The sequence below is a fragment of the Bacillus sp. MYb209 genome, from assembly GCF_002975175.1.
In the GTDB taxonomy this organism is placed as follows: domain Bacteria; phylum Bacillota; class Bacilli; order Bacillales; family Bacillaceae_G; genus Bacillus_A.
Genome location: NZ_PCNZ01000024.1, coordinates 32,699 through 50,187, shown reverse-complemented (window position 1 = coordinate 50,187; position 17,489 = coordinate 32,699). Strand labels below are relative to the sequence as shown.

Annotated in this window: 11 protein-coding genes and 7 pseudogenes; 12 read left to right on the top strand and 6 right to left on the bottom strand. The window is 32.8% G+C overall.

The features are described 5' to 3' along the window. Window positions 1-375 precede the first annotated feature (375 nt). Window positions 376-1,241, top strand: a pseudogene (locus CQZ94_RS24305) (MBL fold metallo-hydrolase). A gap of 326 nt (window positions 1,242-1,567) precedes the next feature. Here the strand turns inward: CQZ94_RS24305 and CQZ94_RS24300 are convergent. Together CQZ94_RS24300 and CQZ94_RS24295 are read right to left on the bottom strand one after the other, a co-directional pair. Continuing rightward, window positions 1,568-2,508 (bottom strand): annotated as a pseudogene (locus CQZ94_RS24300) (nucleoside hydrolase). Between the two features lie 33 nt (window positions 2,509-2,541). Continuing rightward, window positions 2,542-3,144 carry a DUF2441 domain-containing protein gene (locus tag CQZ94_RS24295; RefSeq protein ID WP_105587462.1) on the bottom strand — a complete coding sequence of 201 codons (603 nt, stop codon included), beginning with the start codon at window positions 3,142-3,144 and terminating at the stop codon, window positions 2,542-2,544. Between the two features lie 230 nt (window positions 3,145-3,374). On the opposite strand from CQZ94_RS24295, the pseudogene CQZ94_RS24290 reads away from it, so the two are divergent. Further along, window positions 3,375-3,860 (top strand): annotated as a pseudogene (locus tag CQZ94_RS24290) (DUF2798 domain-containing protein). Between the two features lie 445 nt (window positions 3,861-4,305). Further along, window positions 4,306-4,833 carry a GNAT family N-acetyltransferase gene (locus tag CQZ94_RS24285; RefSeq protein ID WP_105587460.1) on the top strand — a complete coding sequence of 176 codons (528 nt, stop codon included), beginning with the start codon at window positions 4,306-4,308 and terminating at the stop codon, window positions 4,831-4,833. Window positions 4,834-4,887: 54 nt separating this feature from the next. Here the strand turns inward: CQZ94_RS24285 and CQZ94_RS24280 are convergent. The 3 genes and pseudogenes from CQZ94_RS24280 to CQZ94_RS24270 form a co-directional block, all read right to left on the bottom strand. Continuing rightward, window positions 4,888-5,709 (bottom strand): annotated as a pseudogene (locus CQZ94_RS24280) (class I SAM-dependent methyltransferase). A gap of 44 nt (window positions 5,710-5,753) precedes the next feature. Then, the gene (locus CQZ94_RS24275) at window positions 5,754-6,194 is read right to left on the bottom strand and encodes a MarR family winged helix-turn-helix transcriptional regulator (RefSeq protein WP_105587459.1); all 441 of its coding nucleotides are present in this window, start codon (window positions 6,192-6,194) and stop codon (window positions 5,754-5,756) included. Window positions 6,195-6,635: 441 nt separating this feature from the next. Then, window positions 6,636-7,189, bottom strand: a pseudogene (locus CQZ94_RS24270) (histidine phosphatase family protein). 381 nt (window positions 7,190-7,570) lie between these two features. Here CQZ94_RS24270 and CQZ94_RS24265 point away from each other — a divergent pair. After that, complete coding sequence (locus CQZ94_RS24265; protein WP_105587457.1) at window positions 7,571-8,521, top strand: nucleoside hydrolase; 951 nt, start codon at window positions 7,571-7,573, stop codon at window positions 8,519-8,521. 156 nt (window positions 8,522-8,677) lie between these two features. Here CQZ94_RS24265 and CQZ94_RS24260 read toward each other — a convergent pair whose 3' ends face one another. Beyond that, window positions 8,678-9,295, bottom strand: a complete 618-nt coding sequence (locus tag CQZ94_RS24260; RefSeq protein WP_142395927.1) for a TetR/AcrR family transcriptional regulator — start codon at window positions 9,293-9,295, stop codon at window positions 8,678-8,680. A gap of 121 nt (window positions 9,296-9,416) precedes the next feature. Between CQZ94_RS24260 and CQZ94_RS24255 the strand changes: the two genes are divergently transcribed. The 8 genes and pseudogenes from CQZ94_RS24255 to CQZ94_RS24225 form a co-directional block, all read left to right on the top strand. Next, window positions 9,417-11,645: an MMPL family transporter gene (locus CQZ94_RS24255; protein WP_105587454.1), complete on the top strand. Its 2,229-nt coding sequence runs from the start codon at window positions 9,417-9,419 to the stop codon at window positions 11,643-11,645. Window positions 11,646-12,082: 437 nt separating this feature from the next. Beyond that, window positions 12,083-13,663, top strand: a complete 1,581-nt coding sequence (locus CQZ94_RS24250; protein ID WP_105587452.1) for a spore germination protein — start codon at window positions 12,083-12,085, stop codon at window positions 13,661-13,663. Next, window positions 13,660-14,763 carry a spore germination protein gene (locus CQZ94_RS24245; protein ID WP_105587451.1) on the top strand — a complete coding sequence of 368 codons (1,104 nt, stop codon included), beginning with the start codon at window positions 13,660-13,662 and terminating at the stop codon, window positions 14,761-14,763. The genes CQZ94_RS24250 and CQZ94_RS24245 overlap by 4 nt, the downstream gene beginning before the upstream one ends. After that, window positions 14,747-15,952: a Ger(x)C family spore germination protein gene (locus CQZ94_RS24240; RefSeq protein ID WP_105587449.1), complete on the top strand. Its 1,206-nt coding sequence runs from the start codon at window positions 14,747-14,749 to the stop codon at window positions 15,950-15,952. The genes CQZ94_RS24245 and CQZ94_RS24240 overlap by 17 nt, the downstream gene beginning before the upstream one ends. A 135-nt stretch (window positions 15,953-16,087) precedes the next feature. After that, window positions 16,088-16,192 (top strand): annotated as a pseudogene (locus CQZ94_RS24235) (GNAT family N-acetyltransferase); the annotation flags it as partial. A gap of 159 nt (window positions 16,193-16,351) precedes the next feature. Beyond that, window positions 16,352-16,864, top strand: a complete 513-nt coding sequence (locus CQZ94_RS24230) for a GNAT family N-acetyltransferase (RefSeq protein ID WP_105587447.1) — start codon at window positions 16,352-16,354, stop codon at window positions 16,862-16,864. 102 nt (window positions 16,865-16,966) lie between these two features. Next, window positions 16,967-17,170 (top strand): hypothetical protein, encoded by a 204-nt coding sequence (locus CQZ94_RS31335; protein WP_181149541.1) that lies wholly within the window; start codon window positions 16,967-16,969, stop codon window positions 17,168-17,170. 123 nt (window positions 17,171-17,293) lie between these two features. Further along, window positions 17,294-17,470 (top strand): annotated as a pseudogene (locus CQZ94_RS24225) (DUF2935 domain-containing protein); the annotation flags it as partial. Window positions 17,471-17,489: the final 19 nt, after the last annotated feature.

Sequence of the window (17,489 nt, the reverse complement as noted above, 5' to 3'; positions counted from 1 at the left end):
ATAACATGGTAGCCTTCCTCATTAAATTCATTGATTGATCAACTCTTTACCTGTTAACACATTACCGAAATAGGGAATGATTGTTTCCTTTGCATTCATGGTTCAATACTCCTTCGATATTGTAAAATGTATCTCATTTATACAAATTGTAATATAATTTAAAGGCAAGTTCGTAGAGTAAAATAGATTAAAAGTAACAAATGTTGAGAAAGGATTCCCCTGTCAAAATTATCATTAGTATTTGTATTTCACTAGATAATAAAATATGTAGAATGATTTCATTTTTGACATTGTTATTTACTAGTAATCAAAATACAAAATAAAGAAATTTCTTGGCTGGAAATTTTCACACAGTCATAAATGGAGGAAATAGTTATGCAGCAAATTAAAAAAATAGGAAACTCATTTTGGTATATGACACCTGTTTCTGATACAGATAGACCTATATTAGGAATGGTCGTTGGAAAAGAAAAGACTTTGATGATAGATGCAGGTAATTCAGAAGCACATGCACAATTGTTTTTAGAAATGTTAAAAGAGCAAAATATCTCAAATCCTGATTTTGTAGCATTAACGCATTGGCACTGGGATCATATTTTCGGATTGCCTGTACTACAAAATGCATTTTCTATTGCGCATACTGAAACGAAAAAAGAGATGCAGACGCTTGTTTCTTATGAATGGACGGATGAGGCGTTGGACGCACGTGTAAAAGAAGGTACAGAAATTGAATTTTGTGTGGATTGCATAAAAAAAGAGTTCAATGAACAACCGAGAAATATTGAAATTATTCCGCCGACCGTAACGTTCCAGAATCAACTTGATTAGACCTTGGTGAAGTGACATGTGTATGAAAATACGTTGGTGGAGACCATTCATATGATTCCGTTGTTATTTATATTAAAGAAGAAAAGATATTGTTTTTAGGAGACTGTATATATGCAGATATTTTCTCTTCAAAGTGGAACTATACGACGAAACGAACGTTTACATTAATAGAAGAATTAGAGAAGTTTGATGCTGAAATTTATATTCTTTCTCATGGGAAAGCTATAGATCGAACTGAATTTTTGGAAGAGATTCGTTTGCTAAAAACAGTAGGAACTTATACGGAAACTCATAAAGGCGATGAAGAGAAGATAAAAGCAGCGTATAAACAAGAACTAGATAGAGAATTAAATGAAGATGAACTAGAAACAATAACGTACTTTGTAAATGGTTATGAAATGGTTAATCTGTAAAACCTAACTCTAATTAAATTGATGCATATTCTGACCAAATACAATTTAACTGCACAAAAAGAGTATTGAAAATTAATTCAATACTCTTTTTAATAATTAAATATCTAGTCCCAACCAATTTCTAAATTTTTTACTGGCTCATCATCTGAATTTATACCACTTTCAGGACTGGTTGTGAAAGACAATATAATAAACTTATCGTTGTAATTTCTAGCCTCTAAACAGAAGTTAGTTCTCATCCCTAAGTAAAATACGTATTATTAGCGGGATTTTTTAGGAATATAAGTTTTATAATCTCAAAATTTATTTTTCGTATAGATAGGGTTTCAAGTAGAAGTTTTCTTAGCTAATTCAGTTATATAGTCGGAAAATACATTGTGGTTTACATCATATACTACATTTACAGGTCGTCCATCAGCAGTTTCCACTGTACGCCCTTGGCTAGGTCCGTATGTATGAACAATACTATTAATCGTTTGTACTTTTGCAAGATCAGCTTTCCCAACAAACGCAGCAGTTAATACATCCCACAAATAGTAGGTAGAGTTAGTTGAAAAGTAAACGAGAGGAGGGACCATCGCATAACATTGACCAAGGAAATCGACACCAATATATTTACGGTCTTTTGCCCAGCGTTCACGTATGTCTATAGTTAGCGGAACTTGGTTTGTACTTTCTAGTGTCACTAAGTCAATTTCTATATTTGCTTCCCAAACACGAGCTACTGCTTCAGGGTCCCAAAACGAATTCCACTCGGCTGTTCCATCATGTTCAGGTTCATGTACATTGCCTGCAGTACGAAATGTACCGCCCATCCAAACTAAGCGTTCAATTTTTTCTTCGATTACAGGCGCTTCATATAGTGCACGGGCAAGATCAGTAAGAGGACCTGTAAATAATAAAGTAGTTTTCTCCTCAGTTTGTAGGAGAGTCTCTATTAAATGATGATGTGCAGGTTTTTTTGATGCAGGTGTAACAACTTTCCCAAACTCATTTAAAATTGGTAAAGCATCTACATAAAATGCATGCATCCGCCAGTCTTTTGGAAATGGGTTTTTCCCACAGAGTTGGACGCTGCTACCTCAATACTACTTTTACCAAAACGATCGATAATTTTACGACTTGCATACATTGCTGGTTCTAAATAGCAATCTGCTGGAATAACAGATACACCGGTAAGTTCAACGTTTTCCATTTGAAGTAATAAAAATAATGAAATTAAATCATCTACACCGCCATCATGATTGAAGTATACTTTATTCTTCATTGTAATCTCCATCCTATATGATTTAGTTGGGAATTAAATATGAATTGAGGAAAAGTCATCAATAATTTCCAGCACTTCAATTTTCCCATTAATCAGTAACTCAGGGAGTTCATTATTTACGTTTCCTTTCCAATACTCTCTAGCCTGTTCAATTTTTCGAGAAAAAGGAATACCATCTTCTTTCGGTAAAAGGTTCCCGTCATCTTCAAAAGAACTGCCGATTACTCGTAGTTTAACAATCTGCAAAACTTTTCGATTGTAAGAATCAAATAGCGCTTTCCATTTCAAAGCATCTTCATAGCTTTTGGAAGCATATAAGCAAGACAACCTTGAAGGGTATTCAGGAAATTCTTGCAGTCTCACCATTTCTACAATCGTTTCTCTAACCGCTCTAATTGTTTGATCCATATAATTCATTACTACTTTAGCATTTTCATTATTTATATGTAATTCCTCATTGGTATAATGACTTTTTAAAATTTCAATGGAGTCTTCGCCCTTAGAATTTAATTGTTCTCTTTCAAAAAAGAATTGATAGAGGGTATTAGTTTGATTTTTGTCAAAGTGAATGATTTGTCCGATACTCATTGTTTTCCTTGTAACGATGTGATATGCGTAAAATCCTTGTTCATTCATGGCGATCCTCCTAGTAGTAATGATCAAATATTTTCAATGTTAAATTTAGTAATTCAACATTGAAATATACAAAACCTTTATAAGTACAAAGTTATAGAGTGAAGAAGTTTGAGTGAAGAGTGAAAGAAATACACGTAAATGCTTTAAAAATGTTCACAAATTGTTCACTTACGAAGAGGATTCCACTATCGATATAATGACAAAGACTTAAACAGAAAGGATGATAGAAATTGCCAACAACAAGAAAGGAAAACCTCCAATTTGGTATGATGATGTGCCTAGGGATGGTTATCGTGATGACGTTTTACAATTTATTAATGAATGGAGCAGGAGGGCCAATTCATGTTAAGGAAGTCTTAATAGAGTTAGTAATTGGATTTATTATTGCCCTACTAATTGAAATATGTATCGTTGGGCCGTGTGCGAAAAAGATTGTATTTGCATTACCATTTGATAAATCAAAAAAAGTAATCATGATTATTGCGATGGCAACAACAATGGTAATCGGAATGGTATTCTTTATGTCATTTTACTGAATGGTTATGATGTATTTACATAATGGGTTACATGGTGACTCATTCGTTTCAATTTATTTTTCGGTCTTTATTAAAAATTTTATTATGGCGTACCCACTTCAATTAATCATTATGGGGCCTCTTGTACGTTTCTTATTTGGAAAGTTTGTTTTGAAGAATAAAGATGTTAATGAAGCGTAATTAATTTCAAATTATTTGATTATAGTAATTAAAAAATATTATTGATTCAACGTATCAAAAGAGTTTGGAATGCATGTTAGCACATGAATTATTGAAGTGATGTGAAAGTGATTTAGTAGAGAAGAGCTTAAAAATTTTATATCTAAAGAATATCAAGCTAGAGAAATAATGGACTTTGGCTATGACGAATCAATTGAAGGCTGGCGGCAATGATTTCAGTTTGTAGGAGATAATGGTACAAGAAGGGATTTAAAAGAGCTTGCTATTGTTCCGTTAAGAGAAGATGCCATGTTAGTAATTATATCGGCTACTATGGTTATTCAAAATAAGAGTTTAAAAACGGAAAACATTTTCTTTCAAACTTAAGAATAGTGCAGGGGTTATTATCGGAATATTGAATTATATAAGGTGTGAATTGTTTATTTATAATTGGGGAGGATGCAAGGTGATTGAATACAGAAAAGCAAGAGTAGAAGATGTACAAGGGATTATTAAAGTGTGTTCAGACGGTTATAGAAATACATACCCTGGTTTGTTGCCTCAGCAATACATAGAAAGTACGATTAAGGAATTTTACAATGAAGACAGGGTGAGAAATGAAATATTAAATATTAACCAAGAGTGGAATGGTTGGTTTGTTGCAAGTGATAATGGAGAAATACTCGGTGCTGGTGGAGGTGGTTTCACTGGTAAAGAAACAGCAGAGTTATTTGTAATATATTTAAATCCAAATAGAAAAAGAGAAGGTATCGGTACAGAATTACTTTCTATTATTACAAATAATCAAATTGAACGTGGTGCAAAGGAACAATGGGTTTCAGTTGCAAAAGATAATTTTATGGGAATTCCGTTTTATGAAGCAGTTGGCTTTATATATCAAGATGAAAGACCTTCATATGGGCTTCCTGTAAACGAAGATTTCACATCTATTCGATACAAACGTGAGTTAGCAAGTAGCCTAGTTAAAAAATAGGAACAAAAAGACCTCTTAAAATTGAGGTCTTTTTTTGTATAAGCTATAGATTTATCATTTTTCAAACCGTATATGAACGAACTTCAACATCTTTATTAAATTTACAATTCGCATCATAATACGCGTACTTCCATCCCAATCTTTATTTGTAGGTATATGTTTAAAGAAAGGGGAGCAGCTTAATACTTTTATGCTAGAAGACCATTTTTCTATTGATTTAGGATTGTTTACATAAAAATACATCATAGCGCCGTTATTACCAGATTTTTTTACAGTAGCATTCGAAAGATTCAGTGCGAACTTTGATTCAGCATCAAAATATAGATCTCCTCCAGGGAAACGTTTTGACATAGCAACTATGATCTCTTTTAAATCTTCTTCTTTAAAGTAATAAAACACACCTGCTGATATAAAAAGAATACCGTTGTTCGGATCATAGTTTATATCGTCAAACCAAGAAGTATCAAAAAATGATTTAGCGATGCTTATATTCCTCGGTGTATCTTCAATTAAAGTCTTGCGAAAAGAGATTGCATCGGGCAAATCAAGGTTATACTAATGTATTGTACCGTTATCAATTCTTGAAAAAGTAGTATCTAGTCCAGAACCGATATTTACAATAGTAGCATTCGGATTCTTTGTAATAAATTGTTTTATAGTATCATCAATTTTTCGTGCGCGGGCAATGTAAGTTATACATCCGTATTCACCAAATGTATCCGCTATTTTAGAGAAATCAAATTCGCATTCTTTAATAATCCGAATAGCCTCTGTATCATCTAAAATATCCTTATTTTTCTCACTGCCATATGCTCGTCCCCATAGGGGGATAAGCATAGTACCTTGAACTGATTGTAAATCTATTTCTTTAACCATGAAACATCCTCCGTTTAATAATAAAAAATATTTTTTATATATGATTAGTCGTTATTTAGCATTTTTGATAGCATTTTATTTGTTTTATACAGTCCGTAAGTTAAATCATGTTGATCTTCTTCATTGAGTTTTTCAAGATTACTAGTGAAATTATTATAAATTTGTTTCCATCTTTCATGGTGTGCTTTTTCAGCTTTATCTGTTAAGGAAATTAAAACGGCTCGTTTATCTACTGTATCTTGTTTTTTTACAATGTATCCGTTTTGTTCTAAATTACGTACTGTTACACTTAATTGTTGCTTAGGTATGTTTAAATAACTAGCGATCATTTTTAAATTTACAGCGACTTTTTGCTGGGCAATATACTCAACTACGTGTTGCTCTAAATGCGTAAATTCAGTGGATTTCTCGGATAATAGTTTGAAAGTACCTGACATATTTAATAATAAATTCATGTATTCGTTTAATAATTCTTTATTAGCCATTGTTTTTCGGTTCCTTTATAAGTTTAGTAATTATTTTATTACTATTTTTATTATAAATCAAATTATTTAATGTATAATAGTAAATATTTATTTACTATTATACTGTTTTTAAAATAGTACAAAATATAGTAGAGGAACAGTTGAAGTGTTTTTATGTGAGGAGAATGTAATGAGTATAAAATATTACTTAATATATATATAACTAATGAATCTAATGTCTCTTTCAGAGATTATGTTATAAATAATTTTATGGTAAAATCTTTTACATAATGAAATAAAGGGGCAGTATTCCATGGGTCAGTTCTCAAATAGTTTATTAGTTTTGTTTGTTCTTATAGTATTTAGCTGTATATTTTTTGGTTGATAATACAATGTTACGTATATGAAAAGAAGTTATCTCAATTAGAGCGAGACAACTTCTTTTTTTGTTATCGTGTCACTTTATTTCAATTTGGAATCAGTAATAGGTGATGCTTGGAAAGTAAATACTTTATATTCTCCATTATTAGATGAAAGTTTTAAAATGTTATTATCTTTTGGTATCCCTTCAAAATAAGCTCCAATACAACCAGTAGTACATCTATGACCTGAAAGTAGAATGTTACATTAGGTATTATATCTTGATTCTAATTCGTACATAAAATGGAATACCCTTGCGAAAAAGCTATGTATGTCTTCAATTCTTTTATATATTGTTGGATCAGGGATCATTCCGTTCATTTGAACTTCATGTTTTTTCAACGTGTCCGCTTTTCCTAAGTCGAAAACATCTAATCTTGTATCAGGAATTGCTTTTAAATTAGTGACTATTTCTGCAGTTTGAATTGCTCTTGTTTGCGAGAAGAAAACACGTAATCAAATTTAATGTTTTGTAGCAATACTCTTAATTGTTCTGCTTGCTTTATCCCAATTTCATTTAATGGTAGGCCGGATCTTCCTTGTAATCGATTTTCTTTATTCAAATCAGTTTGTCCGTGTCTTATTACATAAATCATTATTGTTTCCTCCTTCTTATACTATATAGGAAAGTTCAAAGTGACTCTTTTAATGATGTATTTCTTCTGAATTACATTTGTGAATTTCTACTATTAATTCTCTTAAAGTAATTTCAACCCTTCAAAAATGAATTAGGAAAACTAAGATAATAAATAATATGCTGATGTACTGTTTGTTTGAAAAATGACAGTTAAAATTTTTTTAGAAACGCAGCATTTAAGGAAATGGTAGGTAAGTATATTGAGTTAAGGTTTGCAGTTTTTCAAGAGGCGTTCTTGGTATGGCATATAAAAAAATATTAGTAAATGGAATGTACTTTTTAGTAATACATAATATGTATTAAAAGTCTAATATCAATTTTGTAATTTGGAGGAAGATATATGCAAAAAAAGGTCCTCTTGTTTACAGATTTGGGGATTGATGATGCGTTTGCTATTTTATATACATTTTTTCGTGAAGATATTCAACTAGTAGGTATTGTCGCTGATTATGGAAATGTATCGAGGGAAAAGGCTATATGGAATATTAATTATTTAAAGTATATTGCGGGGAGACAGGAAATACCTGTTTTTCTAGGTGCTTCAGTTCCTTTAACCGGTATAGCTGTCGAATCTTTTCCAGAAGTGCATGGAGAAGCGGGACTAGGGCCTATTATTCCGCCTCAAATTAATCTTCCTGTTTATCCAATTCATGATATTTATCAAGTTATAGATTTACATTTAGACAATCTCACTATTATTAATCTAGGAAGACTTTCTTCTTTGGCAACTGCATTCGTTTTAAATCTACCTAAAATGCAAGAGGTAAAGGAATACATTTGTATGGGCGGGGCTTTTTTTTATCCGGGAAATGTAACAGCTGTGGCTGAGGCTAATTTTTTTGCAGATCCTTATGCGGCAAATTTTATCGTGAAACATGCAAAAAATTTAACGATTATTCCATTAAACGTGACTCAAAGTGCTATTGTTACACCTGAAATGGTTCAACAAATTGATGCATTTCATCAGCACACAAAAGATCCCGCTGGACTTTTGATTAAGCCTATGTTGGATTACTATTATAACTTTTACTCTAAATCAAATCCTGGTATACAAGGTAGTCCCATGCATGATTTTGTAACGATATGGTACTTATTAAACCGAGATGCCGTTCATCTTTCTAAAGTACCTGTTAAAATCATACCAGATCAAGGAGAAGGTTTCGGTCAAAGTATTGCTGATTTTCGTTTTACGACAAATCCAAGCTATAGCATACATAATGTAGCCTTTCAATTTAATTCTGAACGATTTAAGCAGGATATTTTAGATACATTCTTAAAGAAAAGGCGATAGTTGATGAGAGTGATGGATAATGTACAATAAGGAAGGGGATTTTCAAAAAACAAAGCAATTAGTTTACAATACTGATTGCTTTGTTTTTTGAAGAGTAAAGAAAAAATATGTAGGCACTACTTATTATAAATAGTAAATTCAGTTTAGAGTCATCTGTTAATTACTCAGCCCATTCCAATAAAATGAAACAATTTCTTTTGCTAATTCATCTATATTTGCAAGAATAGGATTGTGATTCTCATCCTTAAAATTCCCAATGGATAATAAAGCTACGAAAGCATGTGCAGCTAATTTTGGATTCCCTTTAGGTATTTCTTCAATATGCATCGCATTATCAATTGATTTTTCCAATACCTCATACATGTTATCTTCGGCATTTTTTAATTCCTTTAATTGCTCTTCAGATAAGGATAGCTTTGCATCTTTCATAAAGTTCTTCATATCAATGTCCGTCGTTGCGTGTAAGTATACTGTAGCAAAGTCCAATAATCTTTCTTCCAAAGTCTTATTTGTAGAGAGAATTTGATCCATATTTTCTCTTATACGCACCATCATTTGGATCATAGTAGCGGTAAATAAATCAGCTTTTGTTGAATAGTAATAGTAGACGGTTGCTTTTGTAACACCACATTCTTTCGCGACCTCATCCATTGAAACAACTTGATAATTTTGAGTGAGAAATAACCTAGTTGCAACTTCTAAAATGGTTGCTTTTGTAGACTTTGTATTTTTATTTTGACGAGGCCTTCCGAGAGGACGTTGTTTTTGTTCCAAATACATTCGCTCCTGACATTTAGTATTGAGATAATTATAACATAATTTTTAATCATTCTTGATTAATTAACTGACCAGTATATATAATTAATATTGGAGGGAAAAAGGAAGGTGGGTTTTTATGAAAAAGCACCCGTTACATATGTTAGGGAAGCTTGTAGCAGGGAAGAATACGCAATGGATAACATTAGCGGTATGGATTCTTATTACATTAGTACTTTCATTTACGTTACCACAAGTAAATAGTACGAAAGAACCGAATCCGAAAAATTTACCTGAAACAGCAATGTCACAGCAAGCGGAAGAACTTATGAAAAAAGAGTTTCCTAATAATGCAGGAAATCCGTTGTTAGTAGTATGGCATCGAGAGGGTGGATTACAGTCAAAAGACTATAAACTCATACAAGACGTTTATAAAGAATTAAAGGCTAGTCCTTTAAAAGAACAATCAACATTACCACCATTTGATACAATTCCAGAGCAAGTATTATTAAAAAGTGCATCAAAAGATGGTACATCATTTGTTACACCAATATTTTTTAATAAATCTGCTGGAACGGATATATTAAAAGGTAATTTAGAAGAGTTACGAAAAATAGTGAATAGTAAAGTGGATGAAGATCCATTTAAACAAAAAATTACCGATTCTGGTTTACATGTTCGATTATCTGGACCTGTAGGTATTCAAACGGATGCGGTAAGTTTATTCAGTCAAGCTGATGTGAAATTATTAGTTGCTACTGTACTACTCGTATTAGTTTTATTAATTTTACTGTATCGCTCACCAATTTTAGCAATTTTACCATTACTTGTTGTTGGCTTTGCATATGGAATTATCAGTCCGACACTGGGCTTTTTAGCAGACAATGGATGGATTAAAGTAGATGCACAGGCTATATCGATTATGACAGTCTTACTGTTTGGAGCAGGAACGGATTACTGTCTATTTTTAATTTCAAGATATAGGGAGTATTTACTAGAAGAAGAAAGTAAATATAAAGCGTTGCAACTTGCGATAAAAGCATCAGGCGGAGCAATTATAATGAGTGCACTAACTGTAGTATTAGGATTAGGAACATTATTACTTGCACATTATGGAGCCTTTCATCGATTTGCAGTACCATTTAGTGTTGCTGTTTTTATAATGGGAATCGCTGCATTAACAATTCTTCCGGCATTATTATTAATTTTCGGTAGAGTTGCATTCTTCCCGTTCATACCGAGAACAACTGCAATGAATGAAGAGTTTGCGAAAAAGAAAGTTTTAAAAGTAAAAACTACAAAGGGGGCCTTTAGTAAAAAGATTGGTGATATTGTTGTACGTAAACCATGGACAATTATTATGCTAACTGTATTTTTATTAGGGGGATTGGCTTCATTTGTACCACGTATTCAATACACATACGATTTATTAGAATCATTCCCGAAAGATATGCCATCACGTGAAGGATTTACATTAATTACTGATCATTTTTCAGTTGGAGAATTGGCACCAGTAAAGGTTGTGGTTGATTCTAAAGGAAAAGATGTACCTATTAAACAAGAAATAGAGAAACTATCTTTTGTTAATAAAGTGAAAGAGCCAATGAAGGGAAAAGAAAATAATCAATTACAAATGTATGAAGTCTCTTTAGCGGAAAATCCATACTCAATTGAAGCATTAGATCAAATCCCTAAATTGAAAAGTAGTGTAGAAAAGGTATTGAAAGACGCAGGGATTAGTAATGCTGAGGATCAATTGTGGATTGGCGGGGAAACAGCTTCATTATATGATACAAAACAAATAACGGAACGTGATGAAGCGGTTATTATTCCGGTTATGATTAGTATCATTGCTTTACTATTACTCGTGTACTTACGTTCTATCGTTGCGATGATTTATTTAATTGTAACTGTCGTTTTATCATTCTTCTCAGCTGTAGGAGCAGGATGGATTGTGCTTCATTTTGGTATGGGAGCTCCCGCAATACAAGGCGCTATCCCATTATACGCATTCGTATTTTTAGTTGCTTTAGGAGAGGATTATAATATCTTTATGGTTTCTGAAATATGGAAGAATAAAAAGAAACAAAATCATTTAGAAGCAGTTAAAAATGGCGTTATACAAACAGGTAGTGTAATTACATCCGCAGGTTTAATTTTAGCAGGAACATTTGCAGTATTAGGTACGTTACCAATTCAAGTTCTTGTTCAATTCGGTATTGTGACAGCAATCGGCGTATTACTAGATACGTTTATTGTGAGACCATTATTAGTACCAGCAATTACAGTTGTATTAGGACGTTTCGCTTTTTGGCCAGGAAAACTTTGGAAAGAAGAAAAGCAATTACAAAAAGAAGATACTTTATAAAAGAAGGTTGCCGATAAAGTCAGTAAAACTGATTTTTAGGCCACCTTCTTTTTTGTTGGTCTGATATAGAATGATCTTTTTGAATATGCAACGAAAAAAATAGATGAAATGTATGATGAAGTTTTAAGTGCATTAAAATTTTTCTTATCAGACATAATAATTCATAAGAAATTCCAATTGAGTGAGGAATTTCTAAAATTATGTATTGTTATAGGATGATTAAAATGTGGGACACGATTGTTTTGTATGTACCTGAGTGGAAAGTTTTTATACAAGCCTTTATCGTACTTTTCATTCCATATATAATTTCAAGATTTTTTAGTTGGATTCGCACATTAGAAAAAGAATAATATAACGAACTATACGGGGCATTTAAGTGAGAATAAATATTGATATGTAAAGAAGAGTAGTATAGGAAGTTTTTTTGAGAAAGAGTGATGAAGGTGAAAGCGCAGGATTCAATAGTTAATCAAAGCCAAGAACAAGACAATACATATGAGAATAACACGACCAAAGTTTCTGAAGACTATTTTACAGGTGATTTCAACTTAGATTTAGAGGTTATAAAAAAAGAAGCTCTTGATAATTCGGACGTGTATTGTCGAGAGTTTAATATCGGCGGGACTAACATCCAGGCAGTTCTTGTTTTTGTAGAAGGGCTGTCAGATAAAGATCTTATTGATACGCACATTTTGAAATCATTAATGTGTAATTTTTTTGATGAGTATAAAGATGATTCATCTTATAAGGAAGAAAGAGTTTCAAAAGAGTTTATTAAAAACCGAGTTCTTCCTATTAGTGGAGTGGAAGAGGTGCAATCTGTCCAAAAAATGATGTCAAAAGTGTTGAATGGTTCAACGGCATTATTAATTGATGGATTATCAGATGTTTTCATACTTAATACAAAAAAAGGAAAAACACGTAATGTTGAAGAGCCAGTATCAGAAGGATCGGTCAGAGGTCCACGGGTAGGTTTCACAGAAGTTTTGTCGGACAATACTGCTTTGTTGCGCTTACACGGTGAAAATGAAGGATTATCATTAGTGAAATTTCATGTAGGAGAACGGGCTAAGAAAGAGTTGGTTGTTGCCTTTATGAAAGAGATTGCTGATTCGGAATTAGTAGAAGAAGTTAAGAAGAGAATTCAGAAAATTAATATTGATAACGTGCCAGAGTCAGGTTATGTAGAACAACTAATTGAAGACAATTATCTTAGTCCTTTTCCGCAAGTACAGAGTACGGAACGCCCTGATAAAGTTATCGCTGCATTAATGGAAGGAAGGGTTGCAATTCTATTGGATGGAACACCTTTTGTATTAATTGTTCCGGTTACATTTAGTATGATGATGCAATCACCCGAAGATTATTATGAACGTTGGATACCAGGTACGCTGATTCGGCTATTGCGCTTTGGAACAGCTATTATTTCTCTATTTGCTCCCGCTCTGTACATTTCATTTATTTCATTCCATCCTGGATTGATTCCAACTAAGTTAGCCATTTCAATTATAGGAGGGCGAGAAGGCGTCCCGTTTCCTGCAATTATAGAAGGATTATTTATGGAAATTGCAATTGAAATTTTACGAGAAGCAGGGCTACGACTACCTAAGCCTATTGGTTCAGCGATGGGAATTGTAGGAGGATTAATCATTGGGCAATCAGCTGTATCAGCTGGAATTGTGAGTCCAATAATGGTAATTGTTGTGGCGGCCACAGCTATTTCTTCTTTTGCACTTTCTCATTATAGTACAGCAATTCCATTACGTATTCTTCGCTTTGTAGCTATGTTTTTCGCTGCGATATTTGGGTTATATGGAGTTATTTTATTTTTCCTCTTTATATGCAGTCATATTGCAAGGCTTAAAAGTTTTGGTGTCCCTTATGCTAGCCCAGCTGTCTTATATCAATTTACTGATTGGAAGGATTTTATTGTTCGTATGCCAATTCAGATGATGAAGCGGCGTCCGAAAATGTTGAATTTAAAAGACTATGTACGGAAAGGAAGTGAAGAGGAATGATTACGAACTCAAAGGATAAAATTCCTACTTCACAAGCAGCTGTTATTCTTATCAATTATATACTTGCTATCGGAATTCTCACTTTACCTAGAACCGCGGCTGAGAAAGTGAATACACCTGATGTTTGGATAACTGTTATTTTAGGTGGATTAATTGCGATGGTTGCGGGTGTAATTATCGTGAAGTTAAGTCAACAATTTCCTGAAAAAACATTTTATCAATATAGCCAAGAACTTGTAGGGAAATGGCTTGGGGTGTTAATTAGTTTATTGATTATCAGTTACTTTTTTACACTTTCGTCATTTGAACTTAGAACGTTGGAAGGTATAACAAGTTTCTTTCTACTAGAAGGTACGCCTGACTGGGCTATTATTATGCCATTCATGTGGATAAGTCTATATTTAAATTTAGGCGGAATAAATGCGATAGCACGTTTATTTGAAATTATTTTTCCAATTACAGTTTTCATTTTCTTAGTGACATCTTTTATGAGTATTGGAATATTTGAACTCAATAATCTTCGTCCTGTATTAGGACTTGGGATTGTTCCGGCATTAAAAGGACTAAAAACAACAACTATGGCATATTCGGGTGCAGAAATTATGTTGTTACTTTTAGCCTTTATGAAGAAACCATCTCAAGCTGTAAGGGTTGTTATAATTGGCACTATGATTCCGTTACTTTTTTATGTCATTACAGTTGTAATGGTTATTGGTGCGTTTTCTATCGATGGGGTATTGATGAGAACATGGCCTACAATAGATCTTATGAGAAGTTTTGAAATTCAAGGTTTAATTTTTGAACGGTTCGAATCTTTGCTATTAGTGATATGGATTATGCAAATCTTTGCAACATATACAATCTGTTATTATGCAGCTGCTTTAGGGTTATCACAGCTCTTTAATAAAAATATTCATTCCTTTTTGTATGGATTACTCCCAGTAATATATATCGTTGCCGCAATTCCGAAAAACATAAATGAGGTATTTGAATTTGGAAATTTGATTAGCAACGCAGCGATAATATTATTTGGTATTCTTCCGATTCTTCTCCTAATGATTTCGAAGGGGAGGAAAAAAAAGCATGAACCAAAATGTTAAAGGTAGAAAAATTATTATAAGAATAACGTCAATAGTTTTTCTCTTATTACTTACAGGATGCTGGAGTAGTCATGAAATTGAGGAGTTAGGTTTCGCTGTAGGTATAGCAATAGATAAAGAAAAAGAAACAAAGATTGAGAAAGAAATTGAAGAAAAGGGCGGCGGATATAAAAAGAAGAATTTGATAACAACCACCTATCAATTTGTTAAAGCACAATCATCATCAGACGGAGGAAAAGGTGGAGTATCGCAACAAAAAGCTTATATGAATGTTGCAGAAACAGGAGATTCTCTTCATCAATCAATACGTGAAGTTGCATTGAGAAGGCAAAGGCCTATCATTTTTCATCATACGAAAGTAATAGTTGTAAGTGAAAGTATCGCCCGAACATATAATTTAACGCAGTTATTGGACATCTACGTTCGTGATAATGAGATGAGACCTAGTTGCTTTATTATGGTTAGTAAAGGGCTAGCTAGTGATGCGTTAAAATCAAAAGAACCTGGGGAAATTCCAGCATTTCGCTTGATTGATATCGAGGATAATCAATATAGATCCTCACGAATTTTACCGCCGATGCCACTTGCAAAACTACCAGGAAAGGTGAAATCTGGGGCGAGTTTTCTTTTGCCAAATGTGATTTCTATAAACGGAGAAGTGAAATATGTAGGTGCTGCTGTCATTAAAGGGGGTACAAAAAAACTTCGTGGCTTTTTAAACGAGAATGAATTGGAAGGGTTAATGTGGATAACTGGAAAAGGGAAAAGTGGGTTGGTGAAAAGTTATGATAAAAAAACGAAAAAATTGGTTATGTATGAAGTGAAATCTATGAAAAGTAAAATTACGCCCCATGTTAAAGGGGATAAAATCTCATTCGATGTCAATGTGCAGTCTGTGGGCCGGTTATCCGAAAACTGGTCTGAGTCAGAGGAAGCTTTTAAAAATACATTTCTCAAAAGGGCGGAGCAATCTGCCCAACAAGAAGTGAAGCGATTAGTGAAACATACATTACAAAAAATTCAAAAGGAATATAAAACTGATGTTGCTGGCTTTAATACTAGTTTGAAAATCGAGTATCCAAAAGTATGGAAGAAAGTTGAAAAGGATTGGGATAAAGTGTTTAGTAAGACGCCAATTAAATATAATGTGAAATTAACAATTGAAGATTATGGTACAGAAGGCGCTTAATGAATGAGCAACATGAAATATAAAAAAGCTCTAAATCGTGGACTTTTATTAATGTTCACGATTTAGAGCTTTTATGTTATGCAGGTCTAATTGTATTAAATCGATTAATAAATATTAAACATTTTATTTTAATGTTCTCTTAAAAATGTTGAAATACAAAATAGTGATATAACTGGTATGAAAATAAATAATATTCCTGTAGAGGAACTACTTGAATTATATAATCGGGTGAATAGTTAAATTCAAGTCGCTTGGATTTTTGCATAGAGTGTTGAGGTTGAAAAGTTATTATTATACCGAAATAATTGTATGAAAATGACACAATTAAATGAGGTCAGGAAGGATTTTTACATAACATATTAGAATATCTATATGATTATTTGAATGGAGGGGAGAAAGATGGAGATTAATGTAAGAGCAGTAGAAGTACAAGATGCTAGGGCAATTCATCGTATATGTATTCAAGATGAAGTTTTACCTTATATGGTTTTCTTACCTAGTATGCGTGTAGACGCGATGGAGAATAGAATTCGAAATTTAGCACCCAATCAATTTGAATTTGTTGCAGAATTTGATGGAGAAGTTGTTGGATTTATCGGTTTAACCCAAAGTCCAGGACGTAGATCTCACTCGGGAGATTTATTCATTGGAGTAGATAGCGAATATCACAATAAAGGAATTGGAAAAGCGTTACTTACAAAAATGCTTGATCTTGCTGACAATTGGTTAATGTTAGAGCGAGTAGAACTTGGTGTATTAGAAACGAATCCCGGAGCGAAAGCTTTATATGAGAAATTCGGATTTGTAGAAGAAGGTGTAAAGGTAGGTAATTTGAAGGCTCATGGAAAGTTTATTAATGAAATCATGATGAGTCGTTTTAGACCAAGTGGTTTTATTGTACATAATATATAGAGATATGAAATGAACGGAAATATTGATTTAATATGAGAAAAAGTATGGCGAAATTACGTCATGCTTTTTTTATATTAAAAGGTAGGAGCAATTTTTTATCCAATGGAATGTTTAGTAGGTGAAACATTAGGAATCATCTTGATCCGGAAAGCATATGACTTAATAGAATCTATTTCTATGTGCAAGGGGAATGAACAAAATGGACATAAACATCGTATTAAAGGTGTAGATCAACCTGCGCCAAAGTATGAGATAGAGAAATGTATATGTGAAAATTTCAAAAACCTTGAAAAAATCATCGCATAAGTATATTTAAATTTTATGTATTTTCATACATAGTATAATTGAGCATTCAAGGAACAAGGAGTGATTGTAATGTCGACAGACCAACCTATTCCTGGACATTTTATTATGGACCCATAGCGGGCTATGCTGTTGCCACCGGAATTGAAAGCAGCTCCATCTGAATCATTAACAGAACAATTATTTATTGAAAGATCTATAACTGAAAATAGATTTTGGTTACGTATTATGAAAGAGCATGCATTGTTTCTTGGTGAGGGGTTTAATCGTAACGATAAAAATTTAATTCAGCAGGTGGAACAATCTCCGCAATAATAAATAA

Excerpts from the sequence above, each read along its gene's own strand:
- CQZ94_RS24295 (WP_105587462.1), bottom strand. The coding sequence starts at position 3,144 with ATGAATGAACAAGGATTTTACGCATATCACATCGTTACAAGGAAAACA.
- CQZ94_RS24275 (WP_105587459.1), bottom strand. The coding sequence starts at position 6,194 with ATGGCTAATAAAGAATTATTAAACGAATACATGAATTTATTATTAAAT.
- CQZ94_RS24265 (WP_105587457.1), top strand. The coding sequence starts at position 7,571 with ATGCAAAAAAAGGTCCTCTTGTTTACAGATTTGGGGATTGATGATGCG.
- CQZ94_RS24255 (WP_105587454.1), top strand. The coding sequence starts at position 9,417 with ATGAAAAAGCACCCGTTACATATGTTAGGGAAGCTTGTAGCAGGGAAG.
- CQZ94_RS24250 (WP_105587452.1), top strand. The coding sequence starts at position 12,083 with ATGAAGGTGAAAGCGCAGGATTCAATAGTTAATCAAAGCCAAGAACAA.
- CQZ94_RS24245 (WP_105587451.1), top strand. The coding sequence starts at position 13,660 with ATGATTACGAACTCAAAGGATAAAATTCCTACTTCACAAGCAGCTGTT.
- CQZ94_RS24240 (WP_105587449.1), top strand. The coding sequence starts at position 14,747 with ATGAACCAAAATGTTAAAGGTAGAAAAATTATTATAAGAATAACGTCA.
- CQZ94_RS24230 (WP_105587447.1), top strand. The coding sequence starts at position 16,352 with ATGGAGATTAATGTAAGAGCAGTAGAAGTACAAGATGCTAGGGCAATT.
- CQZ94_RS31335 (WP_181149541.1), top strand. The coding sequence starts at position 16,967 with ATGGAATGTTTAGTAGGTGAAACATTAGGAATCATCTTGATCCGGAAA.